Source organism: Pseudomonas sp. CFBP13509 (assembly GCF_005233485.1).
Lineage (GTDB): Bacteria > Pseudomonadota > Gammaproteobacteria > Pseudomonadales > Pseudomonadaceae > Aquipseudomonas > Aquipseudomonas marginalis.
Genome location: NZ_QGAA01000006.1, coordinates 13688 through 39406 on the forward strand (window position 1 = coordinate 13688; position 25719 = coordinate 39406).

The following is a 25719-nucleotide window of genomic DNA, read 5'->3' on the forward strand; positions in this document are numbered from 1 at the left end:
GGAATACGACAATGGGTTCGCTGAAACGAATGGCTGTGCTGTGCGGTTTTACGCTGGTATTTGCTGCCACTGCCCAGGCTGAGGATTGGCAGGTTGCCAAGGATGAAGACGGTATCAAGGTGTCCCTGAGCGAAGTCGCCGGCTCCAAATACAAGGCGTATCGCGGTGTGACCGTGATCAAGGCGCCTGTCGCCAGGATCCAGGCCCTGCAGGAAGATGTGGCCGGTGCCTGCTCGTGGATTCATGAGTGCAAATCCCAGAAGCTGGTGGACAAGAAAGGCGATGAGGCCTGGACCTACACCCAGTTCAAGGCGCCTTTCCCGGTGACCGATCGTGATTCATACATCCATGTCACCACCACCAAGGACGCCGACGGCAGCGTAACCCGCAAGCTGCAGGGCGTGCCGACCTACAAGCCCGAAGAAAAAGGCTACGTGCGTGTCGCTCAGGTCGAGGGCTTCTGGAAACTGGTCCCTAAAGGCGCCAATGAGACCGAAGTCACCTACCAGGTACACACCGAGCCAGGCGGCAGCGTGCCGTCGTGGCTGGCCAACAAGTTCGTGGTGGAAGCGCCGTTCAACACCCTGAAAGCCTTGAAGGAACACGCTGAAAAATAACTGTGCTTGATCCGGTGCTTCCTGACTTGAGTGGAACGTTTGCCGAGCCCTCAAGGTCCAGATAGAGGTAAGCCCACACATGGGTTTTATCGAGGAGGCACCGATGCAAAAGTGGCAGATTACCTTCGTTGATGATCACGGCGTACAGTCCGTGGAGCAGTTCACCTGCGAGCACAAGCCCAGCCTCGAAGATGCGGCACACATGATCCGCAACAAGCTGGTGCCCGTGGCCGCCGAACTGGACCTCAACGACCTTGAGGGCCGCAAGCCCGAGCCAACGGTCAAGATCCTCAAAGACCAGAACAGTATTCAAATCCTCGACATCTCTCCCGCCGCCTGAACATTTCCTGTATGCCATTCAAGCACCTCTGGTGGAGGTGATAGCTTCGCGCTACTCTGCAAGTGAGATCAGCGAATGAATCGCTAAGGTCTGGTCTTGTCAGCTACATGCTTGTTTTCCCGTGGTGATGTTGTTGCCGTGGTACCCGCGCCGTCAGCGCGCGGGCTTTGGGAAGCACGGAAAGTCTATCCATCGGTTTGAGGAGGACGTTTCATGAGCACAGCCTATCAAGAAGACATCAGCACCAACGTTCTGCGCCGCATGAAAGAAGGCGGTTTCGACTTTTCACGGTTCCACCCCATTGAGTTCTACGCCATTTTCCCGGATGAGGAACGGGCGCGCAGGGCTGCGGGTGAATTTCGTGGTGAGTCCCTGAATGCCCAGGTCAGTGCGCGCGACGATGGCGCCTGGTACCTGGAACTGAGCAAGATCATGTTTGCAACCTACGATGGCATAGGAGACTTCGAGCAGGACTTTGAAGCGGTGGTCGAGCCGCTGGGCGGAATCATCGAAGGTTGGGGCGTCAAGCAGGAGGTGCGTGGGTTACCCATGTAGCGCCATTGTATGAGCAACACAGCGTATCGGCTGACCCTGGGGTCGGCCGATTTTGTATGTGCTGTGTGAAAATTTCCGGAACTACCGTTGCCCTTTCCCGCACAAAAAAAAAGCCACCCGAAAAGGGTGGCTGAAAGGGAAGACCGAAGGAGCCGGTCAGTACACGAGCTTCAAGGTACCGAGTGCGGGATGGGTAAGGCTGTAGGACGTGTCCTGTTCAGCGGATGGGGAGAATTATCCGCAGGCTGGCACGGGCAGTGAAATCAACTCTGACTATGCTGTTGATAGCCAAAGCCTGCATTGCCATGAAGCGTGCGGCAGTGCAGTGGGGATTCCGCGCACCAGGACGGTGCGATCAGGTCTTTGCTTATATTCAACTCACTGATTTTTAAGTGTTTATGCCGCTGGCACGGGCCTTGCGATGGTTCTCGCGTCCGGGTGACAAGGAGTACGGCATGATCCGCACTTATTACGACGAAATGTACGATGGGGCAGGGCAGGTTCGCCCTCACTACCGCGAGTTCGCCCGCTGGTTGGCCGACACCCCCGCTGAACTGCTGGCCCAGCGCCGGCGCGAAGCCGATTTGCTGTTTCACCGCGCCGGGATCACCTTCACGCTTTACGGCGACGAGCAGGGCACCGAGCGCCTGATTCCGTTCGACACCATCCCCCGCAGCATTCCCGCCAGCGAATGGCGGATGGTCGAGCGTGGCTGCATCCAGCGGGTCAAGGCGCTGAACATGTTTCTCGCCGACCTCTATCACGAACAACGCATCATCAAGGCCGGGATCATTCCCGCCGAACAGGTACTGGCCAACGAGCAATACCAGTTGGCAATGCAGGGGCTGAACCTGCACCGCGACCTGTATTCCCACATCTCCGGAGTCGACCTCGTACGCGACGGCGACGGCACCTACTACGTGCTGGAAGACAACCTGCGTACACCCAGCGGCGTGAGCTACATGCTCGAAGACCGCAAGATGATGATGCGCCTGTTCCCCGAGCTGTTCGCGGCCCAGCGCATCGCGCCGATCGATCATTACCCCAACCTGCTGCTCGATACCCTGAAAAGCGCCAGCCCCCTGGATAATCCCAGCGTGGTGGTACTGACCCCGGGGCGCTTCAACAGCGCGTTTTTCGAGCATGCATTTTTAGCCCGGGAAATGGGTGTGGAGTTGGTGGAAGGCGCGGACCTGTTCGTACGCGATGACCGTGTGTTCATGCGCACCACCGACGGCCCCAAAGCCGTGGACGTGATCTACCGTCGCCTCGACGACGCATTCCTCGACCCGCTGGCCTTCAACCCCGACTCCATGCTCGGCGTGCCCGGCCTGCTGGCGGCGTATCGCTCGGGCAATGTGGTGCTGGCCAATGCCATCGGCACCGGGGTGGCGGATGACAAGTCGGTGTACCCCTTCGTCACCGAGATGATCCGTTTTTACCTGGACGAAGAACCGATCCTGCAGAACGTTCCCACCTTCCAGTGCCGTAAGCCCGACGAATTGTCCCACGTGCTGGCCAACCTGCCGGACCTGGTGGTGAAGGAAACCCAGGGCTCCGGCGGCTACGGCATGCTGGTGGGGCCAGCGTCCACGGCCGCGGAAATCGAAGCCTTCCGCGCGCGTATCAAGGCCAAGCCCCACGCCTATATCGCACAGCCAACCCTGTGTTTATCCACCTGCCCGACCTTTGTCGAAAACGGCATTGCGCCGCGCCATATTGATCTGCGCCCGTTCGTGTTGTCCGGCAAGGAAACCCGTGTGGTACCCGGCGGTTTGACCCGTGTCGCGCTGCGTGAAGGGTCGCTGGTGGTCAATTCGTCCCAGGGCGGCGGCACCAAAGACACCTGGGTGGTCGAGGACTGATGCCATGTTGAGTAGAACTGCCTCGGATTTGTACTGGATGTCGCGCTACCTGGAACGCGCGGAAAACCTCGCGCGCATGCTCGATGTCAGCTATTCGCTGTCGCTCATGCCCCAGGATGGGCGCGGTGATGGCCTGCATGAACTGGCCATGCCGCTGTTGATCACCGGCACGCTGGATGATTACCGCGAGCGCCACGGCGAATTGCACGCCGAACGCCTGTTGCATTTCTTCGCATTGGATGCGGCCAACCCGGCCAGCATCTACAGTTGTCTCGGTGCCGCGCGGGCCAGCGCCCATGCTGTGCGTGGGCGAATCACTGCCGACATGTGGGAAAACATCAACGCAACCTGGCTGGAGATTCGCGAAATCTCACAGCAGGGCCTCAGCCGCTACGGCATGAGCCGGTTCTGCGAGTGGGTCAAGGAGCGTTCCCATCTGTTCCGGGGGGCGACCTACGGCACCATTATGCGCAATGACGCCTTTCGTTTTATTCGGCTGGGTACGTTTATCGAGCGCGCCGACAACACCCTGCGGCTGCTGGATGCGCGCTATGAAATGGCCGGCGACCAGGCCGAAGCCGTTACCGATGGCACCGCCCACGCTTACTATCAATGGAGTGCCTTGCTGCGCGCGTTATCGTCGTTCGAGGCCTACACCGAGATCTACCGCGACGCCCCAGGTGCCCGGCAAGTCGCGGAGCTGTTGCTGTTGCGCGCCGATGTACCGCGCTCCCTGCGGGCCTGCAGCGAAGAGATCGACCAGATCCTCGCCAGCCTGCCCGGCATCAACGGCCGTCCGGCCCAGCGCCTGGCTGCCGAGATGGACGCGCGCCTGCGGTTTACCGCGATCGATGAAATCCTCGAGGAAGGCCTGCACGCCTGGCTGACCGACTTTATCCCCTTGGTCCGCCAGTTGGGCGACGCCATCTACAGTTCTTACCTGGAGGCCGCATGAGACTCTCCATCAGCCACGAAACCACCTACCACTACGAAGACCAGGTACGCGCCAGCATCCAGTACCTGCGCCTCACGCCCCACGACAGCGAGCGCCAGCATGTGCTCAGTTGGCAACTGGACCTGCCTCGCCCGGTGCGCGCGCAGATCGACCCGTTCGGCAACATCCTGCACGTGCTGACCCTGGACGAACCCCACGACGCCATCATCATTGGCGCCCGTGGCCAGGTGGATATCGATGAGCTGCGTGAGGCTGAACACGAGAGCCAGTCAGCCTTTCCGTTCCTGCGCTGCACCCGCCTGACCGAGCCCGACGACGCCCTGCGCGCCTTTGCGCAACAGCATTGCCACCAGCGTCGTGATCGCACGGCCCTGATCGACCTGATGCACGCCCTCAACCAGTCGATGGTCTACACGCCCGGCGCCACCGAAGTCGACACCTGCGCCGCCCAGGCCTTCGCAGGGCGGGCGGGGGTATGCCAGGACCATACCCATGCGTTCCTGGCCTGCGCGCGCAGCCTGGGCATTCCTGCGCGGTATGTGTCTGGGTATTTGTACACGGAAGACAGCACTCACCTGGCCAGCCACGCCTGGGCCGAAGCCTGGCTGGATGACGCCTGGTACAGCTTTGACGTGACCAACCAACTGGCCCGGCCGGAGCGGCATTTGAAACTGGCCGTGGGCCTGGACTACCTCGACGCTTGCCCGGTACGCGGTATGCGCCGTGGCGGAGGGCATGAGCAGATGCATGCCAAGGTGTTCGTGGCGCCGACGCCGGTGGTCCTGGTCCAGCAGCAATAACCCGCTCGCCACCGAGATCAGGCTGGGTTCAGGGGTGTTGTTTACGCCCCGCCATATGCTTCAAGTACCCCACCAGCAATTCCAGCTCGCTGTCAGGCAACACGCTGGCGGCGAACGCTGGCATCTTTGCCTGCGGCCAGTGCCTCAGGCTCTGCGGGTCGCGGATATAGCGCTTGATGAAGTCGCCGCTGAAATATTCCGTAGGGTTGTAGGGAACATTCAGGTCCGGCCCCACCTGTGCGTCGCCGGCGCCATTGAGGCGGTGGCAGGCCAGGCAGTTCTTCTGGAACAGCGCAAAGCCCTGGTTGACCGGATCATTCGCAGCCAGCGTCGGGTCGGGCAGCAGCGCCGGAAAACGTTCGGCCACCGTCTTCAACTGCTTGATCGCGCAGATCTGGAACGGCCACTGCTCCGGGCTGATATGCCCGGCCTGCGGATCGGTCCACACCAGGTAGAACGGCCCGGCACTCGGCTTGCCGTCTGCCAATGGGGGCCATGGGTGGGCCGGGTCTTCCACGGCCAGCCAGGCGCGGGCACCGTTTTTTTGCAGCAACGGTGCAGCCGTCAGTTCGGCGGCGAAGCCATCCAGGGCAACGGCTTGCAGATGATTATCGGGCTGTAGGCCCGGCAGGAGCACTGCCAGCGGTACTGCGCGATAGGTCATGTTGCGCTTGTAGGAAACGTCATCGACGACCTGCACTGTCTGCGCGTCCGGATGCTTGAGCAGGTCGGCGGTCTGCCAGGTCTTGCGGCTGTGATCCAGCTCGACGGTCAATTGCGCCGCCGAAGCGGGCAGGGCGAGCAACAAGGCAAGGAATGCGAAGATCGGTTTCAAGACGGCGGCCCCGTGTTAAGTGGCGATAGGGCCCACGATAGCGGAAAAGTGCAGATAAAAAGGCAGCCCCTGCAACAGGATCGCTATGCACGAAGTCCCGGCAGGTGCTGCCAAAAGCGGTAATCCTGAGGTAAGAACAGGCTCAAGAAGAGGTCACCCAATGACCTTGGTCAAGTTGGGCAAGATCAGAATCAATGTGGTGGCGAACAGAATAAGTCCTGCCTGACGTACTTTCGAATGTTTAAACATGGCTGACTGCCTTTTGTTGTTATTCCTGAGCGTCAAATGCGTGCCGTTGAATATGAGTATCGCAATGTGACGTGTCGCTTTTCTTACAGCTGCTCCAGCAAAACCCGGCAGCAACTTCTTACTGATTGAACCTTAGAGCCCTCGTTCTGCGCGGCTTAGACCCATTTCATATCACCTAATCAGCATTTCAGCTTAAAAAGGCATGAGGCATAACGCCATCTTGGCGCCAATGCCTTGGCTAGACAGCTAAAACGATTAATCCAGCAATTACCTTAGGTGCCTACCGTTCGTCCGAGCGTGGCGGTCAAAAGCAATGAGCGCATCCGTCATTGAAACCGTGTCAATCGGGCCTAAGGTAAGGGCATTACTGCGCAATGGTTCGAGGACGTCATGACCCAAGCTTTGATCTTTGATGCGATACGCACGCCCCGCGGCAAAGGCAAGGCCGACGGCGCCCTGCACAGCGTCAAGCCGGTAAACCTGGTGGCCGGCCTGCTCACCGCGCTGGGGCAACGCAACGACCTCGACACTCAACAGGTGGATGACATCGTGCTCGGCTGCGTCACCCCGGTGGGCGACCAGGGCGCCGACATCGCCAAGACCGCCGCCCTGGTGGCGGACTGGGCCGTCAGCGTCGCCGGTGTACAGATCAACCGCTTCTGCGCCTCGGGCCTGGAGGCGGTTAACCTCGGCGCGATGAAAGTGCGTTCCGGCTTTGAGGACCTGGTGGTGGTCGGCGGTGTGGAGTCCATGTCCCGCGTGCCCATGGGCAGCGATGGCGGGGCCTGGGTGCTCGACCCGCAGACCAACATGCACAGTCACTTCACGCCCCAGGGCATTGGCGCCGACCTGATTGCCACCCTGGAAGGTTTCACCCGCGAGGATGTCGATACCTTTGCCCTACAGTCCCAGCAGAAAGCCGCCAGGGCGCGTGCAGACGGTTCCTTCAACAAGTCGTTGATCGCGGTGCAGGACCAGAACGGCATCGTGCTGCTGGACCATGATGAATTCATTCGCGCCGATTCCACCCTCGAAGGCCTGGGCAAGCTCAAGCCCAGCTTCGAAATGATGGGGCAGATGGGCTTCGACGCCACCGCGTTGCGGGTCTACAGCCATGTGGAACGCATCCACCATGTCCACACACCAGGCAACAGCTCCGGCATTGTCGACGGTGCCGCATTGATGTTGATCGGCTCCGAAGCGAAGGGCCGCGAGCTGGGCCTGCAACCGCGGGCACGCATCGTTGCCACGGCGGTCACCGGTACCGACCCGACCATCATGCTGACCGGGCCGGCGCCGGCCACGCGCAAGGCCCTGGCAAAGGCAGGTTTGCACGTGGAGGACATCGACCTGTTCGAGGTCAACGAGGCCTTTGCCTCGGTGGTGCTCAAGTTCATCAAGGACATGGGCATCGACGCCGCGCGCGTCAACGTCAACGGCGGCTCCATCGCCATGGGCCACCCGCTGGGCGCCACGGGCTGCGCGATCCTCGGCACCCTGCTCGACGAACTGGAGGTGCGCCAGCAGCGCTACGGCCTGGCCACCCTGTGTGTTGGCGGCGGTATGGGCATCGCCACCGTTATCGAACGCCTCTGAGCCAAGGAAGTTGTCATGACCGATGCCATTCGTTACGAAAAAGGCCAGGACCAGATCGTGGTGCTGACCCTCGACATGCCCGGCCAGAGCGCCAACACCATGAACGCCGCGTACCGTGAGGCAATGGCGGCCACCGTCGCACGCCTGCAGGCGGAAAAGGACGACATTGCCGGCGTGGTTATCACCTCGGCGAAGAAGACCTTTTTCGCGGGCGGCGACCTCAATGAACTGATCAAGGTCGACAAGGCCCACGCCCAGGATTTCTACGACAGCGTCCTGGTGTTGAAGGCGCAACTGCGCAGCCTGGAAACCCTCGGCAGGCCGGTGGTGGCCGCCGTCAATGGCGCAGCCCTCGGCGGCGGTTTGGAGATCTGCCTGGCGTGTCACTACCGCGTCGTGCTGGATGACAAGTCGGTGCAACTCGGTTTGCCGGAGGTCACCCTTGGCCTGCTGCCAGGCGGCGGTGGCGTGGTGAGGATGGTGCGCATGCTTGGGCTGGAAAAGGCCTTGCCGTATTTGCTCGAAGGCAAGAAAGTCCGGCCCCAGCAAGCGCAGCAAGCCGGGTTGGTCGATGAGCTGGCGGCGGATCGCACTGAGCTGCTGGCCAAATCCCGCGCATGGATTCTCGCCAATCCGCAGGCCAGGCAGCCGTGGGACAACAAGGCCTATCAGATTCCCGGTGGTACGCCGTCTCACCCGAAAGTGGCGCAAATGCTCGCCATCGCACCGTCGATTTTGCGCAGCAAAACCAACGGCTGCTTTCCGGCCCCGGAGAAAATCCTCTGCGCCGCCGTGGAAGGCGCGCAGGTGGATTTCGATACCGCACATGTGATTGAAACCCGCTACTTCACCGAATTGGTCACCGGGCAGGTGGCGAAAAACATGATGGGCACCTTCTGGTTCCAACTCAATGAAATCAACGCCGGCAGCTCGCGGCCTCAGGGCTTTGCACCTTACGTGACGCGTAAGGTCGGGGTGCTCGGCGCCGGGATGATGGGCGCAGGCATCGCCTATGTCAGCGCCTGCGCCGGTATCGATGTGGTGCTCAAGGACATCAACCTGACGGCCGCCGAGAAGGGCAAGGCGCATTCGATGGCGCTGTTGGACAAGAAGGTCAGCCGTGGGCAATTGACCGCTGAGCAGCGCGAAACCACCCTCGCGCGGATTCATCCTACGGCTTCGGATGCTGATCTGGCCGGCTGTGACCTGATCATCGAGGCCGTGTTCGAAGACCGTGAACTCAAGGCCAAGGTCTCGGCTGCCGCACACAATGTGGTCGGCGCCGACGCGGTGATCGCCTCCAACACGTCTACCTTGCCCATCAGCGGCCTGGCCACGGCGGTGCCGGATCAAGGCAAGTTCATCGGCCTGCATTTCTTCAGCCCGGTGGACAAGATGCCCCTGGTGGAAATCATCAAGGGCGCCCGCACTTCGGAAGAAACCCTGGCCCGAGGGTTCGATTTCGTCCTGCAAATCAAGAAAACTCCGATCGTGGTCAACGACAGTCGCGGGTTCTTCACCTCGCGGGTGTTCGGCACCTTCACCCATGAAGGCATCGCCATGCTCGGCGAAGGCGTGGCTGCGCCGATGATCGAGACCGAGGCGCGCAAGGCGGGTATGCCGGTGGGGCCGCTGGCGGTGTCCGACGAAGTGTCTCTCAGCCTGATGAGCCATATCCGACAACAGGCTGCCAAGGATCTGCAGGTTGAAGGTAAAACAGTCCCAACCCATCCGGCCACGGTGGTAATTGATCTGTTGGTGAACGAGTACAAACGCGCGGGCAAGGCCGCGGGGGGAGGTTTCTACGAGTACCCGGCGGGCGGGCAGAAGCATTTGTGGCCTGAATTGAAAGCGCGCTTTGAGCGAGCCGACCAGCGCATTTCAGCGCAGGATGTGCGCGACCGTTTGCTGTTTATCCAGGCCATCGAGACCGTGCGCTGCGTGGAGGAGGGCGTGTTGATGTCCACCGCGGATGCCAACGTGGGGTCGATCTTCGGGATCGGTTTTGCCGCCTGGAGTGGTGGCGCGTTGCAGTTTATCAACCAGTACGGCCTCAATGACTTCATCGCCCGCGCCCGCTACCTGGCCGAACAGTATGGGGAGCGGTTCTCGCCGCCGGCGTTGTTGCTCGACAAAGCTGCGCAGAACACGACCTTCTGACGGTTTTGGGCATGTACAGGGCTTGCCTTGTCAGGGTATTTCAAGGCAGGCTCTGGGGTGTGCATTATTCCCATCACCGTGTCAGGTATTTTTTATGTCGCTACGCGTCTGTATCCTGGAAACCGATATCCTGCGTCCAGGCTTGATCGATCAATACCAAGGCTACGGGCAGATGTTCAAGCGCCTGTTCTCCAAGCAGCCGATTGCCGCCGAATTCGTTGTGTACAACGTGGTGCAGGGCGAATACCCGTCGGACGACGAAGTGTTCGACGCCTACCTGGTGACCGGCAGCAAGGCCGATTCCTTCGGCACCGACCCCTGGATCCAGACCCTCAAGACCTACCTGCTCGAACGCTATGAGCGCGGCGACAAGTTGCTGGGCATCTGCTTCGGCCATCAATTGCTCGCGCTGCTGCTGGGCGGCAAGGCCGAGCGCGCCGGCCAGGGCTGGGGCATGGGCATTCACGATTACAAACTGGATACCAAGGCGCCGTGGATGAGCCCTGAAGTGCCAGAGCTGACGCTATTGATCAGCCACCAGGACCAGGTCACCACCTTGCCGGACAATGCCACGGTCATCGCCTCCAGCGAGTTTTGCCCGTTCGCCGCCTATCACATCGGCGACCAGGTGCTGTGCTTCCAGGGGCACCCGGAATTTATCCATGATTATTCCCGCGAGTTGCTGGAGATTCTTCAGACGACCCTGGGTGAAAAAGTCTACACAAACGGCGTCGCCAGCCTGGCGCGCGACCACCACGGCGTGACCGTGGCGGAATGGATGATGCGCTTCGTGGCGCACAAGCCTGAGGCCCGGGTTTAAAGCCAGCCCGAGCGCTTGAAACTGGCCCACAAGCCCGTGCAACCGAACGCAATAAACCCGAGCACAGCAAAATAGCCGTAGTGCCATTGCAGCTCGGGCATGTTCTGGAAGTTCATCCCATAAATCCCCGCCACCGCGGTGGGGAACGCCAGGATCGCCGCCCACGCGGCAAACTTGCGCTGCACCACGCTCTGGCGCGACGCTTCGAGCAATACACCGATCTCGATGGTCTGGCTGGCGATATCGCGCAGGGTGGTGAGGTCTTCCATCTGCCGCGTGACGTGGATCTGCACGTCACGGAAATACGGGCGCATGTTCTTGTCGATAAACGGGAAGCTCAGCTTCTGCAGTTCCTGGCTGATCTCCACCATCGGCGCCACATAGCGCTTGAGTCGCAGCACGTCGCGGCGCAGGCCATGGATCTTCTGGATATCGCGCTCGCTCAGCGAGCTGCACAGCACGTTGTGCTCCAGTTCATCGATCTCGGCGTGGATCGCCTCGCTGACCGGCTGGTAGTTCTCGGTGACAAAATCCAGCAGGGCATAGAGTACGAAATCTTCCCCATGCTCCAGCAATAGCGGCCGAGCCTCACAGCGTTGCCGAACAAAGCCGTAGGACGCCGAATGGCCGTTACGCGCAGTGATGATGTAGCCGTTGCCGGCGAAGATATGGGTCTCGATAAACTCCAGCTTGCCGTTCTCGCGCACCGGTGAATAGGTGACGATAAACAGTGCGTCGCCGAAGGTTTCCAGCTTGGGGCGGCTGTGTTTTTCCAGGGCATCTTCGATGGCCAGTTCATGCAGGTTGAACTGGCGTTGCAGGTTGGCCAGCTCCTGCGCGTTGGGCTCTTCCAGGCCGATCCACACAAAATGCCCGGGTTTGGCGGCCCAGGCCGCGCCTTCGTCGAGGGTGATATCAGTGACTTTCTTTCCGGCGCTGTACACGGCGGCCGCAACAACTCTACCCATGGTGCTGATCACTTCTTATTAGGAGGACAGGTGTTGGGCAGCTTAGCTTGAATGGCGTTCCATTGTTCCTGTTGCAGGCATGTGCTTTTTGTGGCGAGCACGCCTGTTTGCGTCGGCGCACGAAGCACCCGTAAACAAGGGGTTCAGGCAGATTGCACGTCGCGATCCATCGCAGCGATGCATTCATTCATCTGCGCCTGACAGGTCTGCATCAACTGCGGGATGTCATCCGAAGTCAGGCCCACAGTGGGAATCGGCGGCAACGAACGTATGAGCACATCACCGCTGTTCCAGCGATTGAGCTTCATATGGGTGACGTAATTGCTGACACACACCGGCACGATGGGCACGCCAGCGGCGATGGCCATATGAAACGCGCCTTTCTTGAACGGCAACAGGCCTTTGCCCAGGTTGCGCGTGCCTTCCGGAAACACCCAGATCGACGTGTCCTGATGCTGCAACGTATGAGTGGTGGTGAGCATCGCGCGACGTGCCTTGTGCGCATTGCCGCGGTCGATCAGCACATTGCCCGCCAGCCAGAACAACTGGCCGAACAGCGGTACCCATTTCAGGCTCTTTTTGGCGATACACACAGTGCGATGGGGCACCACGGTGCCCAGCACAAACAGGTCATAGTTGGACTGGTGGTTGGCGATGATCACACACGTACCAGGCTTGTTGCGCAGGGAGTCGACATCGGTCTTCACCTTCAGGCGCAGGATCCACATGGCTGGCAGCGCATAGAGACGCGCGCACAAGCGGCTGTTGTCCGGGTTGAACGGCCGGCAGGTCCCGAGCAGCACGCCCAGTACACCGGCCACCATAAAGTGCAGGCCCATCAATAACATGCGTAACAGAAAAAGCATCGACACGGCCCATCGGGATAAAAGGTGGCGCAGTGTACGGATGTGCACTGAGTTCGGCAATTACCCGTAAAGAGGTAGGAGATAGGCGATGTTTAAGCACATGTTTCAATATGTGCCGATATAGGCAGGCTAGAGCGGCTAAAGATGTTTCGGATTCATTTGTACGAAAAAGCCCGACGCAAGGTCGGGCTTCGATGTTTCGGTTGTAGGGCTTAACTCAGGATATGCCCCTGATCCTGGATGATTGCCTCATCCAACGCCTCCAGCAGCGCCTTACGCACCTTCAGCTTGGTGTGCTTATGGGCGTTCATATTCAGCTTCTTCAACTGACGTGCCGCTTCCAGCGCCGCCGCCTGCAGCTCTTCAGGTGCCACCACCTTGTCGAGGAAACCGGCCTGCAACGCGCCTTGCGGGTCAAACATCTCGGCATTGATCACCGACCGATGAAACGCCGACTTACGCAGACGCTCCCGCGCCAGCTCGATACCGGCGTGGTGCATGGTCATGCCGATCGCCACCTCATTCAGGCCAATGCTGAACGGGCCTTCCACCCCAATCCGATAATCCGCCGACAACAACAGGAACGCACCCTTGGCCACCGCATGCCCAGGGCACGCCACAATCACCGGGAACGGGTGGGACAACAGGCGACGCGCCAACGTCGAGCCCGACGTCACCAGGCCGATGGCTTCTTTAGGGCCGGCTGTCATTACCTTCAAGTCATAACCACCCGACAGGATCCCCGGCGTGCCGGTGATGATCACCACCGCCCGATCTTTCTCGGCCTGGTCCAGCGCTGTATTAAACGCACTGACCACATCCGGAGAAATGGCATTCACCTTGCCGTTGCTCAGGGTCAGGGTCGCGATACCGTCTTCGAGGTGGTAAGCAATCAACTCACTCATGACGCGGTTCCTTGTAGGATTTGTTGTAGAGAGGCTGTTTATAAAGGCGCATGCGCAGACGTTACCCACCACGCCCGCCCCGGTAAAGCGCCGTGACTGACTACCCAGTCAGACTTTCCCCGCAAGGAGAGCGCCGGAAGGCCTGGGGCAGGGCGCAACACCGACCCCAGACACAGGCCGCCCATGCCCAAGAATGGCAGAATCACCACCCCTCGCCGGGCACATCCCGGCATACCCATCTAACCGCATGAAAATTCTAAAAAAAACCTTTGCCATCAGAAAGGCTTTCGACTACATTAGCGCGCCTCGACAGACTGAACTGGTTTGACGAGATACGGTGAAGTGTCCGAGTGGCTTAAGGAGCACGCCTGGAAAGTGTGTATACAAGAAATTGTATCGAGAGTTCGAATCTCTCCTTCACCGCCACATTCTGAAAACGCAAGCCCCTGATTTTCCTAGAGAAAGTCGGGGGTTTGTGGTTTTTGGCGTCTGAAAAATGGCCATATGGGACAGATCTGGGACAGATGGTGCATATTGGTGCCTATCGCGTACTCGGCTTACGATCACCAATAGATCCCAAATTAGGAGCACGCCGTGTTGATAAAACTCTGCCGTGACGGCCTTCTATTGGCCTTGATGTTGTACCTGTCAGTTGGAGCCCAGTTTGATTTTGATCCAGCCCAGTGGCCTATCGGCCTGCGCTGGGGGCTTTTAGGAACCTGGTTGTTGCTGATGGTTTGCTTGATCAGTGTTTATCGGGAGCGCGCACAACGGGAAAATGCGCGCTTCGGAAAGTCTGAATAAATTGCCTTTGATAGACGGCCTCAGACTGATAGAGCCATTCAACTTGGCTCACATGGGGTCTTATCATGAAAGCAGCAACACTATCTGTAGTTCTCAATCAAGCGCTATCGTCTTCTGCTGATGTAGCCGAACCTCGCCGTCGTTCCGGTCCAGGGCTGTCTTGGATTCCCTCACGTCCCGCCTCAGTAGCTTGCTCACCGGTGGCTAGACCAGTCACCTATGCCAGTCCCGCAATTGACATCGATGCGTATACGATTCCCGTAAGGCCGCGATGGGGCGAACAAAAAACCGGCCCTGGGCTGGCTTGCTGTGATTACAATGAGCCATCATCAAAGGAGGCAGTAACTATGCAGATGCATGAGGTAGTAGAAGTTATTGAGGCGTCGAACGTGGAAGAGGTGGATGAACTGTTGGCTGCTGGTTGGAAGCTTGTAGCCGTAGTGGCGGGGAGTCGTCATTCCTACGGAGTGGCTGAGGTTGGGCCGATTTACGTACTAGGTAAATCTTAGTAAGGCTAGAGTGATGTGTCGCTCAAGTGCCTGAGCTAACTGTGACAAACGTTGAAACGGCCCCCTCCTTGCGCCTAGGATCGGGGGCTTTTTTATACCTACTGTTTACGAATCCCCCCTATTCTGGTCTATCAGAACCCCCTACATTAGGTCTGGCGCACAGCCCAACATTTTGAAAGGAGGTGACCTGTGTACGAAAGATTGACTGACCCCGCCGCCATTGATAGCGCTAATCGGTATTTCAATGACTTGATTGCCTTAGCGGACCCTGCTGAGCAGCTGCCATTTTTACGGCCTCAGGTCGAAGACTTCCGATTCGAAGTGTTGAACCATAACGGCATGTTAAGTATTCAGAACCAGTTGCGTGGTTTTCTGTGGGGGCTGCTTGTGGCGGGTGTGTTGACGCCAGAACAGGGGCGAGACTTGAGCCAGCGGTTAGAAGTAGGCCGTCAAACCGGATGGTTGTGATGACTGACGCTGATCCGCTGTCTGGTATCGTGCTTCCGACGCGGGTGCGCAGTCATACCGAAAAACACCTGGCGCGTTTGGGGCGTGCCGAGCGTGCCTACGAAGTGCATCGGGCACTGGAACGCGCCGAGGGGTTTGTGGAAGGTCTAGATGTGTGCGGTGCGCTCAATCCGCGCACCGTTGAAGCGCTGTACAGCCTTTTTGACGGTGTGGCCACCGTGCAGCTGGAAGCTTTGAAGGACGGTTCAGATACGTGGCAGTCAGAGCTTTAACGCTAACTGCAACATCCCCACCACATCCGGCCCATCCTCGTTAATCCACGTCCCGTAATGCTGACGGATCATGTTCCCGTTGGTGTGTCCCATCTGTTCCGCGATCCAGTCAATCGACGCTATCCCTGTGGTCAGCAGTTGACTGGCATACGTGTGCCGGCATTGGCCAGGCCCACGATAGCGAACCCCGGCCGCGAGCAAGTGAGCCTTGAAAAACCTATCCCTGACCACGAAGTCGCTCACGTGCGGTAATCCGCTTTTCGTATTCAAGAAAACAAAGTGCAGCTTGTGCTGCCGTACCGTCTTGTTGTCCCGCTCGACAATATCGACGGTTTCCGCCTTTCTTTTCCGATTCAGTGCGTCGATCTTCTGCAGTGCATCCCAGGCCGGGACGAGTAGTCGAACCTTGCGCGTTGAACGCCGGGTCTTCGTCACCCTGTAAGCCCCGCGCACCTTGGATCTGCGGAATGTTACGGTCCCTTGCGCCAGATCCACATCCTCCCATGCCAGGGCAATGGTCTCGGATACGCGGGGGCCGGCCCATATCATGAACTGGACTGTGCATGTCCACGGGCCAACACCCGTACCAAGTAACTCGGATGTATTTGAAATTGCAGGTGCAGAGGTAAAGAAACTGGCGGCGGCGTTGAAGCTCGTCACGCAGTAAAATAATAAGTTTTTGAAGTGTAAATCGACGGCTTTGTGGGAAAAGTGTTGGTTGTGGTGTGGGGCATTTGGCGATGTTTATGACGTTTTTGGCAAGTGATCAACTTTTTCTCTGGTCAAGTTGGTTTGAAAGCGGTCAATTAATGTTCCGTGCTTTAACTGGTACTCTAGCATTGAAAGCTTTTCAATCTTATTGGTCTCATAATTGATTATAAAGTAGAAGGGGTCTTCCAATCCGCTGAATTTCGTAGATCTTGCTATTAGTACTTTGTGAGCCCCTGAGCCGTAAAGTTTTGCATTAAAATATATGTCTCTAGTGTCAGAGCCCGAAGGGATTGCCAACAGCATTACGCAATGACATTTTTGCGGAGGTATACCGAATAGATCTGAAATTACTTCTTGTGCGTCCTCACCAAAAGACGAGGATGGCAGCTCCGGAGTTCCTCTCAGTATAGAACTTTTAATACCGTTGCACTCGGCTTCGTTTGCCGCATACTCTCCCAGGGTAAGAATAAAAAAATTGAAACCGATTTTAGCGATAGCTCGTTCAGTCTCTTGCATGTCCACGACCATTTCTACCTGTACTATCGGATTTTCTATAGTGTTAGGTTGAACATCAGCATGCTTTTGTCGAATAGATGGAAGAGTTCGTCGCATATTTCTTAGAAGGGCAGTATGGCCTTCATTGTTTTCCGTCTTTAGTACGAGCTGCCCCTTGAGCTTCTGGAAAAAGCGAGGCTTGAAATTTTGGGTTTTTTCAGATGGGGAGTCTACCCATATTCCTACGGTGGGAGGTTTATTAACGGTTTCTTTTTTTAGGAATTCGTACTTGTCATTTGTCCACTCATACACTGTAACCTCAAAAGACTTTGAGGTTATTTTTTTGATCATGTTGATTGTAGTCTTGCTCAATGCGATTTCGAGGGCGTCATACATTTTTTTTAGGTGTGGTGAGTCTTGAGCCGTATAGTATATTTTTTCACCTTCGAAATAGCACTGAGCTAATATGGTTTCTACCCCGTTCTTGTCTTCTTCTGACTCAAGCAGTCTGCCAAATTCGTCTATAACATAACGATTTCTGGTCTCTATTGAAGGCTTGGCGGTTTGCCCACCTCGCTCCCTAGATTTTGACTGCATGAAATTTCTACCAAGTCCTGTTGGCGATCTACGCATTAGTGATAGTTCAAGTTTTGAAAAGGTCACGGTGTTGCACTCAACGCAAACTAAATCGATAAGGATATAGTCTTTGTCATCGCCGCCCATGCCGGCAGGAAACACATGCTCATCAGAGAAGGGACCAAAACTACCGCAGTAGATGCATTTTTTTTGTTTGTCCATTTTTATGCTCCGTTTGGATTCGTTTTATACAGTGGTTTCGATGTATAAGTTGCACCTTTGTCGTGGTGTTAATACTTGAATTCGGCGCTTTTGGATATTGGTTTTTAAGGTTGTGCAAATCATAAGTTGGGTGTGTTGCGTAAGTGATCCACGTAGGCGGAAGTTATACTTAGCTTGTTTGCTATTTCAATAATTGTTGTTTTTTTCGATTTTTTTTCTTTTTGAGCTATCACTTCAAGGCATTGGTAACCATGAATGGTACAGCTAAGTATGTTCAGTGAACCTATAGCTATCTGATTGGTGTTCGAAGGGTTGTTGTAAGTGGAAGTGAACGCGTGCAGGCTATGATTAATGTATTTAACGGCTGGTGCAATTTGAGTAAGGGCTTCTCTTTCTAGTTTGGTATAGCGGTGTGCGATACTTACAAAGTGTTCGCGTAGAAAAGGAGTATCAATTTCTTCCGGTATCTGGTGTCCTAAGACCGCTTGCTGTGCGGCCGCGGAGTCGTAAATTTTAATGCATTCTTTGAATATATGCTCCAACTCACTTCGCGTTCGTTCTAGCTCCTCGTTGATACACATTTTTTTGTTTTTTACTGCGCTGTCGTCTTTTTTTCGATCTCGAATTACATTTATTCCGAAGCCGATAAAAATGCCAATTGCCGTAGTTGCTATTGGTAATAGCAGTTCAAGACTCGATTTTTCTCTTTGTGCTAAAGATAGATAGCTGAGGCAATTGTGGAAGGTTTCAATATCCATTTGTCTTCCTGAGATAACAAGCCAGTAAAATGAGTAGGTTTGGTAGCAGATAGTTATGTTTTTGACTGATCTGTATTGCTTGAGTTTTCCGTGTTTTCGGTGGCTTTTGAGGACTCAGTATCCTCTTTGATTTTGGGGTTTTGAAGGCTTTCGTTGTCGTCAGTCGAAGAAGATGGCGATGGCTCGACGTTTTCAGGGGAGGCTAATACTTCAATTTGAGAGTTGTCTCTTTTTGGAAGTTTCTCTGAAATGTTTGCGATTGGGGCACGCATTCCATTTATTGCATCTAAGATGGCAGCATTTGGCCGAGTAAAGTTTTGTATGGCGTCTGATATCGCTCCGTTCGGCATGTTTAGGCGTTTAATCGCGTCTGCGTATATCGAGCTTTGGTTTTTCATAGCTGCTGCGAGTTCACTGCTGATATTTAGTCCGGACATAATGGCGCGTGCTTGCTCCGCTGCTTGGCTAAAGCCGTGTGAACTCGGGGCTAAAATGCTATTGAGAAATGCGCTATTTGGGAGTGATATGTTCCGGTCTTTGATCTTGTCGACGCTAGTTTGAAGAGAGTCAATTGAGTCGTCTGGCGCTTTCCCATCAGATCGGAGCTTGTTGATTTCTTCTTGAAGCTTTTCTAATTCGGCATCTCTAACTGATATGGCTAATTCGCTTTCGGTCAAAGAGGCACTTTGCTGCTTTATTAGATTGTCTAGAAGTATTACAAATGACCCCATTTCGTCGGCGGTTCCAGATAGTCCGTTAAATACGTTTAGAAAGTACTTCAGGATTTCGTTATTGGAGAAGTCAGGGTATTTGACCTTGTGGTCGATCTCACTCCAGCCTTCTTGAAATATAGTTCTGACTTGTATTTCAACTAGTATGGGTTCTTTTTCAGGTTTGTAAGAGATACCGTAATGAATTGATCTGTATCCTGCACTATGTATTTCCTCCGCAGCACCGCGTGCAATGATTTTGGATATTTCCGTATCACCATCTCTTTTAAAAATAGTAATGTCATCTACGTGCCAGGTTTCACGTATTTGTTTATCGACGACGATACATTCTTCTTTCAATAAGTGAAGTGCTCTCACACCAATCAGGTCAGAAAAAACCGACCTGTAGTTTTCGGGTGCGATGGTTTGCCATTTGCTCTTTGGTTGTGTTTCAAGGTTTTTTCTTAAGATTTTTTTTAATAGCGCAAAGGTGTCTTTAATTCTCCATCTAACGGAGTGAACACCCTCGAACGCTTGAATCCGGTTAGCAATAGCACCGCCGTATAGCGCTAGCGTAGATCGCATTTTTTCATGCTGAATTGCGATGCCAATGAACCGCTCCCAATTAAGTAGGGACTTGTCCCAATCATTCTCCGTATAACCTGCCTTTAGAAGAAAGTCTTCTTTATTCATTTGAAAAGCCATTTTTTACCCCCGTTGGCACATGCATGCGCTGACTATAGATCAAGCACCTGTCCTTTTGCCATTATCGAATTTCCCACTCGAGTTTCTTCTTCACCGATTCGATGACGAAACTACCTAAGAACCACTTGTCCTCTTCCCTCCAATGGGCTTCGTGCTGACGTGCTTTGCAAGGCACTCAAAGAAAAAGTCTCTTGGAAAAGCACTTATCCCCTCCCGCCGACGGGCTTTGTGTCCCTTTTTTGTGCAAACGGCTAGTGGGTGCAAGCGAGGCTCCCGCCCAAGCCCGCTGAGGGGTCTGCGGGATGTTTCGCAATTACACAGAGTGCAAGGCTTTGCAAAAAAGTGCAGTGGCTTTGCACATGCGTCAGGGGGCGGCAGGGGAGGGGGCACTTAGACGAGGTGCCCGGTTTACGGGGGCTATGGTTATGAAAACCTGCTGCAGGCGGTGTTTTCGTTTTCGGAACCGCTCATTTCAGGGCTATACCAGCCGCTGTCGAGCCCTACGTAAAAATGACCGTGAGGCCCAGCCTGTAAGGGTTTCCGGCATTCCGAGACATTGCACAGCATCGCCATCAATTTCCGGTTGTCAGTACCCATCAAGAGCGTGTGGAAAAAAAACGCCAAAAAGGTCAGCGCATGGCTATTTTTCAGGCGAGGGGTGGGGAAAGGGTAATTTTAGTAATCGGTATGTCAGAACGGGCTGGAGCCCTTACAGGACGTGGCTTTCAGCCATTACCATGGAGGGTAATATAAGGTAACGAAAGAGGTAATATTTTATTCAAGTCCCCATTTTACTGGGTTTGGCGGCTCACTGACATTACTAGCACTGAAAGTAATTTTCTAACCATTTACTTACCTTATTATTACCTCTGTAAAACTATATCAACTACCTGATTTTATTAGGCTTTATCCAGTTTTTCGCAGCTCATTACCAAAATTACCTTTTTCCCACGCCTCAACATAAATCGTTCAAAACGTCTGTTGTGACCGTTTTCTGCAACCTGGTGCATTTAAGCCATGGGACTGCCATGGGACAGATCCTGCGCGCACCACCGGGCTGCAGCCCTTATAAACCGGGGGGCTTGGTTCAAAAAAACGAGAACGGGTAGTTTCGAATCTCTCCTTCACCGCCAAATTCGATGTAAACAAAACCCCTGGTTTCGAGAGAAACCAGGGGTTTTGTGATTTCTGGGGTTTGAAACACTAACCTAATTCAAATCATTCGCTTGGCGTATCCATCCTTCGCCCTATGACGTCCAGCAAGTCACACCCATCGCGTAACGGGATTGAGCACAGTAAGGCAAAATCGCTGAGTACGACCGCATCGCTATTTATTTCACCGCGCAGCGCAAGGTTCTCTAGGACCTGTGTCACGGCACGCAGTCGATAGGTCGCGGCGTCGAGGAGGATTTCCAGTGGTGCGGTTGTATCGACAAAAAGCGCAGGTGTGGCACTGTCATTGCTGGTTAGGGCCATGTATTGGTTCATATGTGGAGCTCCGGTTGTCGAAGGGTAGCAACCACACATTTGTCGCCAAACAAAAGGGTGGCAGCTGTACGCAGGTTGGCGAACCGGGACAATCGGAAAAACCGGCAGACCCGAAGGTCTCCCACGCACAGCTACCATCGAGCAGCTTATTGCGCGCAGAAGCATCCCGCAAATCGCCGGGAGGCATCTGTCGATTTATCCTCGAGTCGCCAAACCCGATCGCCATTTCAGCGACCGAGGGACTATAGGTTGGGCGGTTTTGAAGTGGGAGAGTGGCGCTTCTGAGAGCTTTGTAGGAAGTTGCTCAAATCTATTGCTGCTGCGCAATACATCTCCCTTCAATGCCTATGCCGATGATGCACATCCGGAAAATGCGCATGGCTGTGCCTCAGCGGACTGTGCACATGCCCATGGCTATGGGGTTCCGCCGGATCCCACGCAAACCCGTGCTCATGCTGATGGTGTTCATCATGTACATGCCGATGCCCGTGTTCCGTCGCGTCATGCTGATGTTCATGGGCATGCCGCTCCGTCAGGTGCAGCCAAACCCCCACGGCCATCAGCGCTGAGGCAATCCAGAACGCCAGCGTCACTGACTCACCCAACAACAGCACCGCAATCGCAGCACCCAGGAACGGCGCGGTGGAAAAATAGGCTCCCGTGCGAGCGCTGCCCAGTCCGCGCAACGCCAGCACGAACATCACCAGGCTGATGCCATAGCCCAGAAAACCCACCAGCAAGATAGGTGCAAGCTGCGCCATGCCCGGGATCTGCGCCCCGAGATAAAGCGCCAACCCGCCATTCACCAGCCCCGCAATCAACCCCTTGGCCCCGGCGATAAACAGCGCGTCCGATGCAGACACCTTGCGCGTCAGGTTGTTATCGATCCCCCAGCACAGGCACGCCACGGCAACCGCCAGCGGCCCCGTCCAGTCATGGCTTGTGCCACCGCCGTCGGCCCCCGACAGCACCACGCCGCCCAGCACGATGGCGATCATCCCCAGGACGATGCGACGGTCGGCGTTTTCCCTGAACACGACCCAGGCGATAACGGCGGTCAGCACCGATTCCAGGTTGAGCATCAGGGAGGCGGTTGCGCCGGCGGTGCGGCTCAAGCCGAACATCAACGCGACGGGCCCGAGGATGCCGCCGAATGCGATGGCGCCGAGCAGCCAGGGCCATTCCGATGGGGTCAGTCCGCTGGGTTTCCAGCCACGATCACGGATCAGGCGCACGCCGGCGAGGCCGACGCCGCTGCCGAGGTAGAGCAGGCCGGCGAGCAGCACGGGCGAGAGGCCCAGGCCGAGGTGTTTGGCGAGCGGGGTGCTGGCGCCGAACAGGGCGGCGGCGGCGAGTGCATAGAGGATACTGAGGTTCATGGGCCATCCTCGAAAGGTTGGCCCATGATACGTCGCGGGCTCAGTTGAAAGCCCGAGCGATTTTACTGCGCGGTTTTCAGCTTGATCACATCACCGGAAATCTTGGTGGTGTAACCGCTGAGTACCCAGGCCCAGAACCAGTTTTCCTGCACTTGGGTGTTGATCAGCGCATCGCCGCCTTTTGCCTTGATGGCGGCATCCTGGGCGCGCACGAAACGGCTGTTCTGGCCGATCGGGATCACGCCGAACAACATGATGCCGGTGGCGCTGGCTTCACTGTGGCCCAGGACGGTGTATTGGCTGCTGTCGTATTGCGGGGATTTGATGGCGGTGCCGGTGCAACCTGCGAGGGTGAAACCGAGAACGGCTGCTGCAACCACTTTACTGATGTACTTCACTGGGAAACTCCATGGACTAAAGCCCGAGATTCAATTCTCGGGGGCTGCACTTTAATCGCCCCGGCAAGGGATTGAAATCAATCTTCCCCTGTCAGATATGCAACCACGCCAGGCTACCTAACACCACCGCCACACCCGCCGCCGCATAGGACATGCGCTTCAACCACTCCCTCCTCGTCAACAACGTAATCGCCGCCAGCGAAATCGCGATCTGAATCGCGGTCATCGCCTGGGCCCAACGATGGTGCTGGTGCAGGGCCTGCTCGGATTTTTCATCCCATTCCTTTGAGGTCGCCTCCAGTTTCTCCGCTTGCTTGCGTACCTCTTCCTTCTGGCTTTTGTAGCGCTCGATCTCATCCTTGTAATGGGCGGCATCCACACCGGGAATATGGGTCGCGAGTTCCGCCAGGTTCTGCCGGCTGGACTTGGCCTGGTAGTAGTTCCACTGGTTGGCGGCTTCGGTCTTGATGATGGCCGCGTTGTTCTTGTCCATCGCCGCTTCGCTCTCGGTGGAGCCGGCCTGGTAGCTGAGCATGGCGCCAAGGGTGGCCATCAGTGCGGTCATGACGGCGATGCGACTGGCGAAACTGTCGCCGTGGACGTGGGCGTGTTCGGTGGTGTGTTCGAGGTGTTTTTCGTGGGGGCTGGGGACTTCGAAGGCTTCGGACATGGTGGCGCCGGTGAAGGGACTGAGGGAGTCTGATTCTTCACCAGTGAAGCTGTCTCAAGCCTGTACGTAACGCCGGATCAAGCGCACATACACCGCAATATTGATCGCCAGCACCAATGCGCCCAGGCCCAGCTGGATCTGTGGCGTCAGCCCGGCCGGGTAGATCAGTGTGAGGATGTAATGCTCGATAAACCCACCGCCATAACCGTCCTGCCCGGCGAGGTGGCGGAACAGGTTTTCCCAGCGGGTCAGCGGGCAGGGCAGGTGGAACACTTCGACCGCCACGCCCCACGCAGCGGCGGGCAAGTGCAGCCAGATAACCGGGCGCCATTTCAGCGCCAGCAGCCCACCAAACAGTACGAACAGGATGAAGCACAGGTGGAACAGCACGAGGCTGTCTGCGGCTAGACGATAGAGCATGTTTGGTTTCGCTTTTAGGTGACTGAAGGCGCGGACTGTCCCGTTTGAGGCTATAGCTCCAGTTGAACGGCGTTGATGCCAAATGCCTTGGCAATCTTTTCCCGCGTCGTCCGGCGAGGTTTGTTCACCGCCTCTTGCTGGGCAAATGCGGATTGGGAAATGCCCAGGCGTTGGGCGACTTCTTCCTGGGTCAGGTTCAGGTGTTCGCGCCAGGCTCGGATCGGAGTGGCTCCATCTACCAGGCGGCTGACCACCGCGTGGGGAATGAGGTTTGGATCGTTCTGCCGGGCCAGATAGTGTTCATAAGGGATTACCACGAAGGCTGGCTTGCCCTCCGTATTGTGGATGATCTGTATGGCAGTAGGTTCGCTCGTCACGTTTCTTGACCTCTTGAATGCTGACTACCTGGATATTGCCGTCCCAGTCGAAAAGGACTCGGTAATGACCCACCCTTAATCGGTAACCGTGGGGGTGGTTGACCAACGCCTTGACGTTGACTGCCTCGGGCATGCGTTCAAGCGCGAAGACGGCATCGCGTACTTGTTGCTGATGATACGAATGCAATCGAAGCAATTGCTTGACGGTTTTTCGGGTCCAGTGGATTGAGTTCATCAGAGGTTAATAAGTCTTTTATAAGGTTTGCAAGGGGTATTTTTCAAAGGAGAGCTATCGGCCGAACGCTCTGTTCCTACAAACCCTAGACGGCCGCATCGCAGGCGGGCGGGTAAAACTGTTGCCCGGTATGAATCACTGATCGCACACAGACTGCAGTCCTGTGCCGACTCAATACCTGGCCGCGAAGGTTGCTTGCAGGTAACCCAGGCCGTTATTGTGCTGAATCCATTTAGTCCTTCTTCCAGGGTTTGTAGTGATGAATGCACCGCGTACCGCAGTCGGTCCGATCAAGGCCGTGATTTTCGATATGGACGGGTTATTGCTGGATACGGAAGGCATCTACACCGAAGTCACGCAGATCATCGCTGAACGCTACGGCCGAACCTACGACTGGGGCATCAAGCAGCACATCATCGGGCGCGGCGCCCAGGATTTGGCCGACTATGTGGTCAAGGCGCTGGACCTGCCGATTACCCCGTCTGAATTCCTCGAAATTCGCGAACCGCTGATGAGCGAGCGCTTTCCCAAGGCCTTGGGCATGCCTGGCGCGGAAGCTCTGGTGCGGCACTTGAAGGCGCACAACATTCCGATTGCCGTGGGCACCAGTTCGTCGCGCAATTCGTTTGGCCACAAGACCACCTTGCACCGCGAGTGGTTTGGGTTGTTCGACACCATCGTCACCGCTGACGACCCGGAAGTCGGCGCCGCCAAGCCGGCGCCGGACATCTTCCTCACCGCTGCACGCCGCCTGGGCGTTGCCCCGGAGGATTGCCTGGTGTTCGAGGATTCGCCGTTTGGTGTAACGGCGGCGAAGGCTGCCCATATGACCGCGATCGCCGTCCCTGATGAAGCCATGGCCGACAGTAAGTACCAGCATGCCGACCAGATCATCCGCAAGCTTGCGGACTTCGACCTGGCGGCCTATGGCCTACCCCCCATCTCCTGAACCAACAAGGTCAACAGGTGGGAGGGGGCAAGCCGCTCCCAC

Annotated in this window: 26 protein-coding genes, 1 tRNA gene and 2 pseudogenes; 14 read left to right on the forward strand and 15 right to left on the reverse strand. The window is 56.3% G+C overall.

The window, feature by feature from the left end:
- The first annotated feature begins 11 nt into the window (after nucleotides 1–11).
- The 6 genes from PspCFBP13509_RS11445 (at nucleotide 12) to PspCFBP13509_RS11470 (ending at nucleotide 5132) form a co-directional block, all read left to right on the forward strand.
- Nucleotides 12–617, forward strand: a complete 606-nt coding sequence (locus PspCFBP13509_RS11445) for an START domain-containing protein (RefSeq protein ID WP_027603637.1) — start codon at nucleotides 12–14, stop codon at nucleotides 615–617.
- A gap of 103 nt (nucleotides 618–720) precedes the next feature.
- Nucleotides 721–957: a hypothetical protein gene (locus PspCFBP13509_RS11450; RefSeq protein WP_027603638.1), complete on the forward strand. Its 237-nt coding sequence runs from the start codon at nucleotides 721–723 to the stop codon at nucleotides 955–957.
- A 213-nt stretch (nucleotides 958–1170) separates the two neighbouring features.
- Nucleotides 1171–1512 (forward strand): ribonuclease E inhibitor RraB, encoded by a 342-nt coding sequence (locus PspCFBP13509_RS11455; protein ID WP_015885395.1) that lies wholly within the window; start codon nucleotides 1171–1173, stop codon nucleotides 1510–1512.
- A 455-nt stretch (nucleotides 1513–1967) separates the two neighbouring features.
- Nucleotides 1968–3377 carry a circularly permuted type 2 ATP-grasp protein gene (locus PspCFBP13509_RS11460; protein ID WP_027603639.1) on the forward strand — a complete coding sequence of 470 codons (1410 nt, stop codon included), beginning with the start codon at nucleotides 1968–1970 and terminating at the stop codon, nucleotides 3375–3377.
- Nucleotides 3378–3381: 4 nt separating this feature from the next.
- The gene (locus PspCFBP13509_RS11465) at nucleotides 3382–4332 is read left to right on the forward strand and encodes an alpha-E domain-containing protein (RefSeq protein WP_027603640.1); all 951 of its coding nucleotides are present in this window, start codon (nucleotides 3382–3384) and stop codon (nucleotides 4330–4332) included.
- Nucleotides 4329–5132: a transglutaminase family protein gene (locus PspCFBP13509_RS11470; protein WP_027603641.1), complete on the forward strand. Its 804-nt coding sequence runs from the start codon at nucleotides 4329–4331 to the stop codon at nucleotides 5130–5132. The genes PspCFBP13509_RS11465 and PspCFBP13509_RS11470 overlap by 4 nt, the downstream gene beginning before the upstream one ends.
- A 28-nt stretch (nucleotides 5133–5160) precedes the next feature.
- Here the strand turns inward: PspCFBP13509_RS11470 and PspCFBP13509_RS11475 are convergent, their stop codons facing one another.
- Entirely contained in the window at nucleotides 5161–5967 is an 807-nt protein-coding gene (locus tag PspCFBP13509_RS11475; protein ID WP_137212058.1) for a c-type cytochrome, read from the reverse strand.
- A 639-nt stretch (nucleotides 5968–6606) separates the two neighbouring features.
- On the opposite strand from PspCFBP13509_RS11475, the gene PspCFBP13509_RS11480 reads away from it, so the two are divergent.
- From PspCFBP13509_RS11480 to PspCFBP13509_RS11490, 3 genes are all read left to right on the forward strand, one after another.
- Entirely contained in the window at nucleotides 6607–7812 is a 1206-nt protein-coding gene (locus PspCFBP13509_RS11480; protein WP_065924811.1) for an acetyl-CoA C-acetyltransferase, read from the forward strand.
- A 15-nt stretch (nucleotides 7813–7827) separates the two neighbouring features.
- Complete coding sequence (locus PspCFBP13509_RS11485; protein ID WP_137212059.1) at nucleotides 7828–9972, forward strand: 3-hydroxyacyl-CoA dehydrogenase NAD-binding domain-containing protein; 2145 nt, start codon at nucleotides 7828–7830, stop codon at nucleotides 9970–9972.
- A 94-nt stretch (nucleotides 9973–10066) separates the two neighbouring features.
- The gene (locus tag PspCFBP13509_RS11490) at nucleotides 10067–10792 is read left to right on the forward strand and encodes an amidotransferase (RefSeq protein WP_027603645.1); all 726 of its coding nucleotides are present in this window, start codon (nucleotides 10067–10069) and stop codon (nucleotides 10790–10792) included.
- Here the strand turns inward: PspCFBP13509_RS11490 and PspCFBP13509_RS11495 are convergent.
- The 3 genes from PspCFBP13509_RS11495 to PspCFBP13509_RS11505 form a co-directional block, all read right to left on the reverse strand.
- The gene (locus PspCFBP13509_RS11495; protein ID WP_027603646.1) at nucleotides 10789–11760 is read right to left on the reverse strand and encodes a magnesium and cobalt transport protein CorA; all 972 of its coding nucleotides are present in this window, start codon (nucleotides 11758–11760) and stop codon (nucleotides 10789–10791) included. The two genes, PspCFBP13509_RS11490 and PspCFBP13509_RS11495, sit on opposite strands and share 4 nt — an antisense overlap.
- A 143-nt stretch (nucleotides 11761–11903) precedes the next feature.
- Nucleotides 11904–12626, reverse strand: coding sequence for a lysophospholipid acyltransferase family protein (locus PspCFBP13509_RS11500; protein WP_137212060.1), 723 nt, complete (start codon nucleotides 12624–12626; stop codon nucleotides 11904–11906).
- Nucleotides 12627–12838: 212 nt separating this feature from the next.
- Complete coding sequence (locus tag PspCFBP13509_RS11505; protein ID WP_137212061.1) at nucleotides 12839–13531, reverse strand: crotonase/enoyl-CoA hydratase family protein; 693 nt, start codon at nucleotides 13529–13531, stop codon at nucleotides 12839–12841.
- A 336-nt stretch (nucleotides 13532–13867) separates the two neighbouring features.
- On the opposite strand from PspCFBP13509_RS11505, the gene PspCFBP13509_RS11510 reads away from it, so the two are divergent.
- The 4 genes from PspCFBP13509_RS11510 (at nucleotide 13868) to PspCFBP13509_RS11525 (ending at nucleotide 15584) form a co-directional block, all read left to right on the forward strand.
- A tRNA-Ser gene (locus PspCFBP13509_RS11510) sits at nucleotides 13868–13957 on the forward strand.
- Nucleotides 13958–14125: 168 nt separating this feature from the next.
- A complete protein-coding gene (locus PspCFBP13509_RS11515) occupies nucleotides 14126–14335 on the forward strand; it encodes a hypothetical protein (protein ID WP_137212062.1) in 210 nt (69 codons plus the stop codon).
- A gap of 698 nt (nucleotides 14336–15033) precedes the next feature.
- Complete coding sequence (locus PspCFBP13509_RS11520) at nucleotides 15034–15312, forward strand: hypothetical protein (RefSeq protein WP_137212063.1); 279 nt, start codon at nucleotides 15034–15036, stop codon at nucleotides 15310–15312.
- A complete protein-coding gene (locus tag PspCFBP13509_RS11525; RefSeq protein ID WP_137212064.1) occupies nucleotides 15312–15584 on the forward strand; it encodes a hypothetical protein in 273 nt (90 codons plus the stop codon). The genes PspCFBP13509_RS11520 and PspCFBP13509_RS11525 overlap by 1 nt, the downstream gene beginning before the upstream one ends.
- Here PspCFBP13509_RS11525 and PspCFBP13509_RS11530 read toward each other — a convergent pair.
- From PspCFBP13509_RS11530 to PspCFBP13509_RS11580, 11 genes and pseudogenes are all read right to left on the reverse strand, one after another.
- Nucleotides 15573–16142 (reverse strand): annotated as a pseudogene (locus PspCFBP13509_RS11530) (tyrosine-type recombinase/integrase); the annotation flags it as partial. The gene PspCFBP13509_RS11525 and the pseudogene PspCFBP13509_RS11530 overlap by 12 nt on opposite strands.
- A gap of 186 nt (nucleotides 16143–16328) precedes the next feature.
- Nucleotides 16329–17588, reverse strand: coding sequence for a hypothetical protein (locus tag PspCFBP13509_RS11535; protein ID WP_137212065.1), 1260 nt, complete (start codon nucleotides 17586–17588; stop codon nucleotides 16329–16331).
- Between the two features lie 119 nt (nucleotides 17589–17707).
- Complete coding sequence (locus PspCFBP13509_RS11540) at nucleotides 17708–18346, reverse strand: hypothetical protein (RefSeq protein ID WP_137212066.1); 639 nt, start codon at nucleotides 18344–18346, stop codon at nucleotides 17708–17710.
- A 53-nt stretch (nucleotides 18347–18399) separates the two neighbouring features.
- On the reverse strand, nucleotides 18400–19749 hold the full coding sequence (locus PspCFBP13509_RS11545; protein WP_161985726.1) for a RelA/SpoT domain-containing protein: 1350 nt from the start codon (nucleotides 19747–19749) through the stop codon (nucleotides 18400–18402).
- Between the two features lie 1230 nt (nucleotides 19750–20979).
- Entirely contained in the window at nucleotides 20980–21249 is a 270-nt protein-coding gene (locus tag PspCFBP13509_RS11550; protein ID WP_065924801.1) for a short-chain dehydrogenase, read from the reverse strand.
- A 338-nt stretch (nucleotides 21250–21587) separates the two neighbouring features.
- Nucleotides 21588–22628, reverse strand: a complete 1041-nt coding sequence (locus PspCFBP13509_RS11555) for a DMT family transporter (RefSeq protein WP_137212068.1) — start codon at nucleotides 22626–22628, stop codon at nucleotides 21588–21590.
- Nucleotides 22629–22690: 62 nt separating this feature from the next.
- Complete coding sequence (locus PspCFBP13509_RS11560; RefSeq protein ID WP_032887540.1) at nucleotides 22691–23026, reverse strand: hypothetical protein; 336 nt, start codon at nucleotides 23024–23026, stop codon at nucleotides 22691–22693.
- Nucleotides 23027–23117: 91 nt separating this feature from the next.
- Nucleotides 23118–23696: a DUF4337 domain-containing protein gene (locus PspCFBP13509_RS11565; RefSeq protein WP_137212069.1), complete on the reverse strand. Its 579-nt coding sequence runs from the start codon at nucleotides 23694–23696 to the stop codon at nucleotides 23118–23120.
- A 54-nt stretch (nucleotides 23697–23750) separates the two neighbouring features.
- Nucleotides 23751–24116 (reverse strand): DUF2784 domain-containing protein, encoded by a 366-nt coding sequence (locus tag PspCFBP13509_RS11570; protein ID WP_065924798.1) that lies wholly within the window; start codon nucleotides 24114–24116, stop codon nucleotides 23751–23753.
- A 50-nt stretch (nucleotides 24117–24166) separates the two neighbouring features.
- Entirely contained in the window at nucleotides 24167–24493 is a 327-nt protein-coding gene (locus PspCFBP13509_RS11575; RefSeq protein ID WP_065946900.1) for a helix-turn-helix domain-containing protein, read from the reverse strand.
- Nucleotides 24477–24728, reverse strand: a pseudogene (locus PspCFBP13509_RS11580) (type II toxin-antitoxin system RelE family toxin); the annotation flags it as partial. The pseudogene PspCFBP13509_RS11580 and the gene PspCFBP13509_RS11575, both read right to left, overlap by 17 nt.
- Before the next feature lie 259 nt (nucleotides 24729–24987).
- On the opposite strand from PspCFBP13509_RS11580, the gene PspCFBP13509_RS11585 reads away from it, so the two are divergent.
- Entirely contained in the window at nucleotides 24988–25677 is a 690-nt protein-coding gene (locus PspCFBP13509_RS11585) for an HAD-IA family hydrolase (protein ID WP_137212071.1), read from the forward strand.
- Nucleotides 25678–25719: the final 42 nt, after the last annotated feature.

Bases quoted from the DNA above. Each gene is read 5' to 3' on its own strand.
- PspCFBP13509_RS11445 (WP_027603637.1), top strand. From the start codon at position 12: ATGGGTTCGCTGAAACGAATGGCTGTGCTGTGCGGTTTTACGCTGGTA.
- PspCFBP13509_RS11450 (WP_027603638.1), top strand. From the start codon at position 721: ATGCAAAAGTGGCAGATTACCTTCGTTGATGATCACGGCGTACAGTCC.
- PspCFBP13509_RS11455 (WP_015885395.1), top strand. From the start codon at position 1,171: ATGAGCACAGCCTATCAAGAAGACATCAGCACCAACGTTCTGCGCCGC.
- PspCFBP13509_RS11460 (WP_027603639.1), top strand. From the start codon at position 1,968: ATGATCCGCACTTATTACGACGAAATGTACGATGGGGCAGGGCAGGTT.
- PspCFBP13509_RS11465 (WP_027603640.1), top strand. From the start codon at position 3,382: ATGTTGAGTAGAACTGCCTCGGATTTGTACTGGATGTCGCGCTACCTG.
- PspCFBP13509_RS11470 (WP_027603641.1), top strand. From the start codon at position 4,329: ATGAGACTCTCCATCAGCCACGAAACCACCTACCACTACGAAGACCAG.
- PspCFBP13509_RS11480 (WP_065924811.1), top strand. From the start codon at position 6,607: ATGACCCAAGCTTTGATCTTTGATGCGATACGCACGCCCCGCGGCAAA.
- PspCFBP13509_RS11485 (WP_137212059.1), top strand. From the start codon at position 7,828: ATGACCGATGCCATTCGTTACGAAAAAGGCCAGGACCAGATCGTGGTG.
- PspCFBP13509_RS11490 (WP_027603645.1), top strand. From the start codon at position 10,067: ATGTCGCTACGCGTCTGTATCCTGGAAACCGATATCCTGCGTCCAGGC.
- PspCFBP13509_RS11495 (WP_027603646.1), bottom strand. From the start codon at position 11,760: ATGGGTAGAGTTGTTGCGGCCGCCGTGTACAGCGCCGGAAAGAAAGTC.
- PspCFBP13509_RS11500 (WP_137212060.1), bottom strand. From the start codon at position 12,626: ATGCTTTTTCTGTTACGCATGTTATTGATGGGCCTGCACTTTATGGTG.
- PspCFBP13509_RS11505 (WP_137212061.1), bottom strand. From the start codon at position 13,531: ATGAGTGAGTTGATTGCTTACCACCTCGAAGACGGTATCGCGACCCTG.
- PspCFBP13509_RS11525 (WP_137212064.1), top strand. From the start codon at position 15,312: ATGACTGACGCTGATCCGCTGTCTGGTATCGTGCTTCCGACGCGGGTG.
- PspCFBP13509_RS11535 (WP_137212065.1), bottom strand. From the start codon at position 17,588: ATGGACAAACAAAAAAAATGCATCTACTGCGGTAGTTTTGGTCCCTTC.
- PspCFBP13509_RS11540 (WP_137212066.1), bottom strand. From the start codon at position 18,346: ATGGATATTGAAACCTTCCACAATTGCCTCAGCTATCTATCTTTAGCA.
- PspCFBP13509_RS11545 (WP_161985726.1), bottom strand. From the start codon at position 19,749: ATGAATAAAGAAGACTTTCTTCTAAAGGCAGGTTATACGGAGAATGAT.
- PspCFBP13509_RS11550 (WP_065924801.1), bottom strand. From the start codon at position 21,249: ATGAACCAATACATGGCCCTAACCAGCAATGACAGTGCCACACCTGCG.
- PspCFBP13509_RS11555 (WP_137212068.1), bottom strand. From the start codon at position 22,628: ATGAACCTCAGTATCCTCTATGCACTCGCCGCCGCCGCCCTGTTCGGC.
- PspCFBP13509_RS11565 (WP_137212069.1), bottom strand. From the start codon at position 23,696: ATGTCCGAAGCCTTCGAAGTCCCCAGCCCCCACGAAAAACACCTCGAA.
- PspCFBP13509_RS11570 (WP_065924798.1), bottom strand. From the start codon at position 24,116: ATGCTCTATCGTCTAGCCGCAGACAGCCTCGTGCTGTTCCACCTGTGC.
- PspCFBP13509_RS11585 (WP_137212071.1), top strand. From the start codon at position 24,988: ATGAATGCACCGCGTACCGCAGTCGGTCCGATCAAGGCCGTGATTTTC.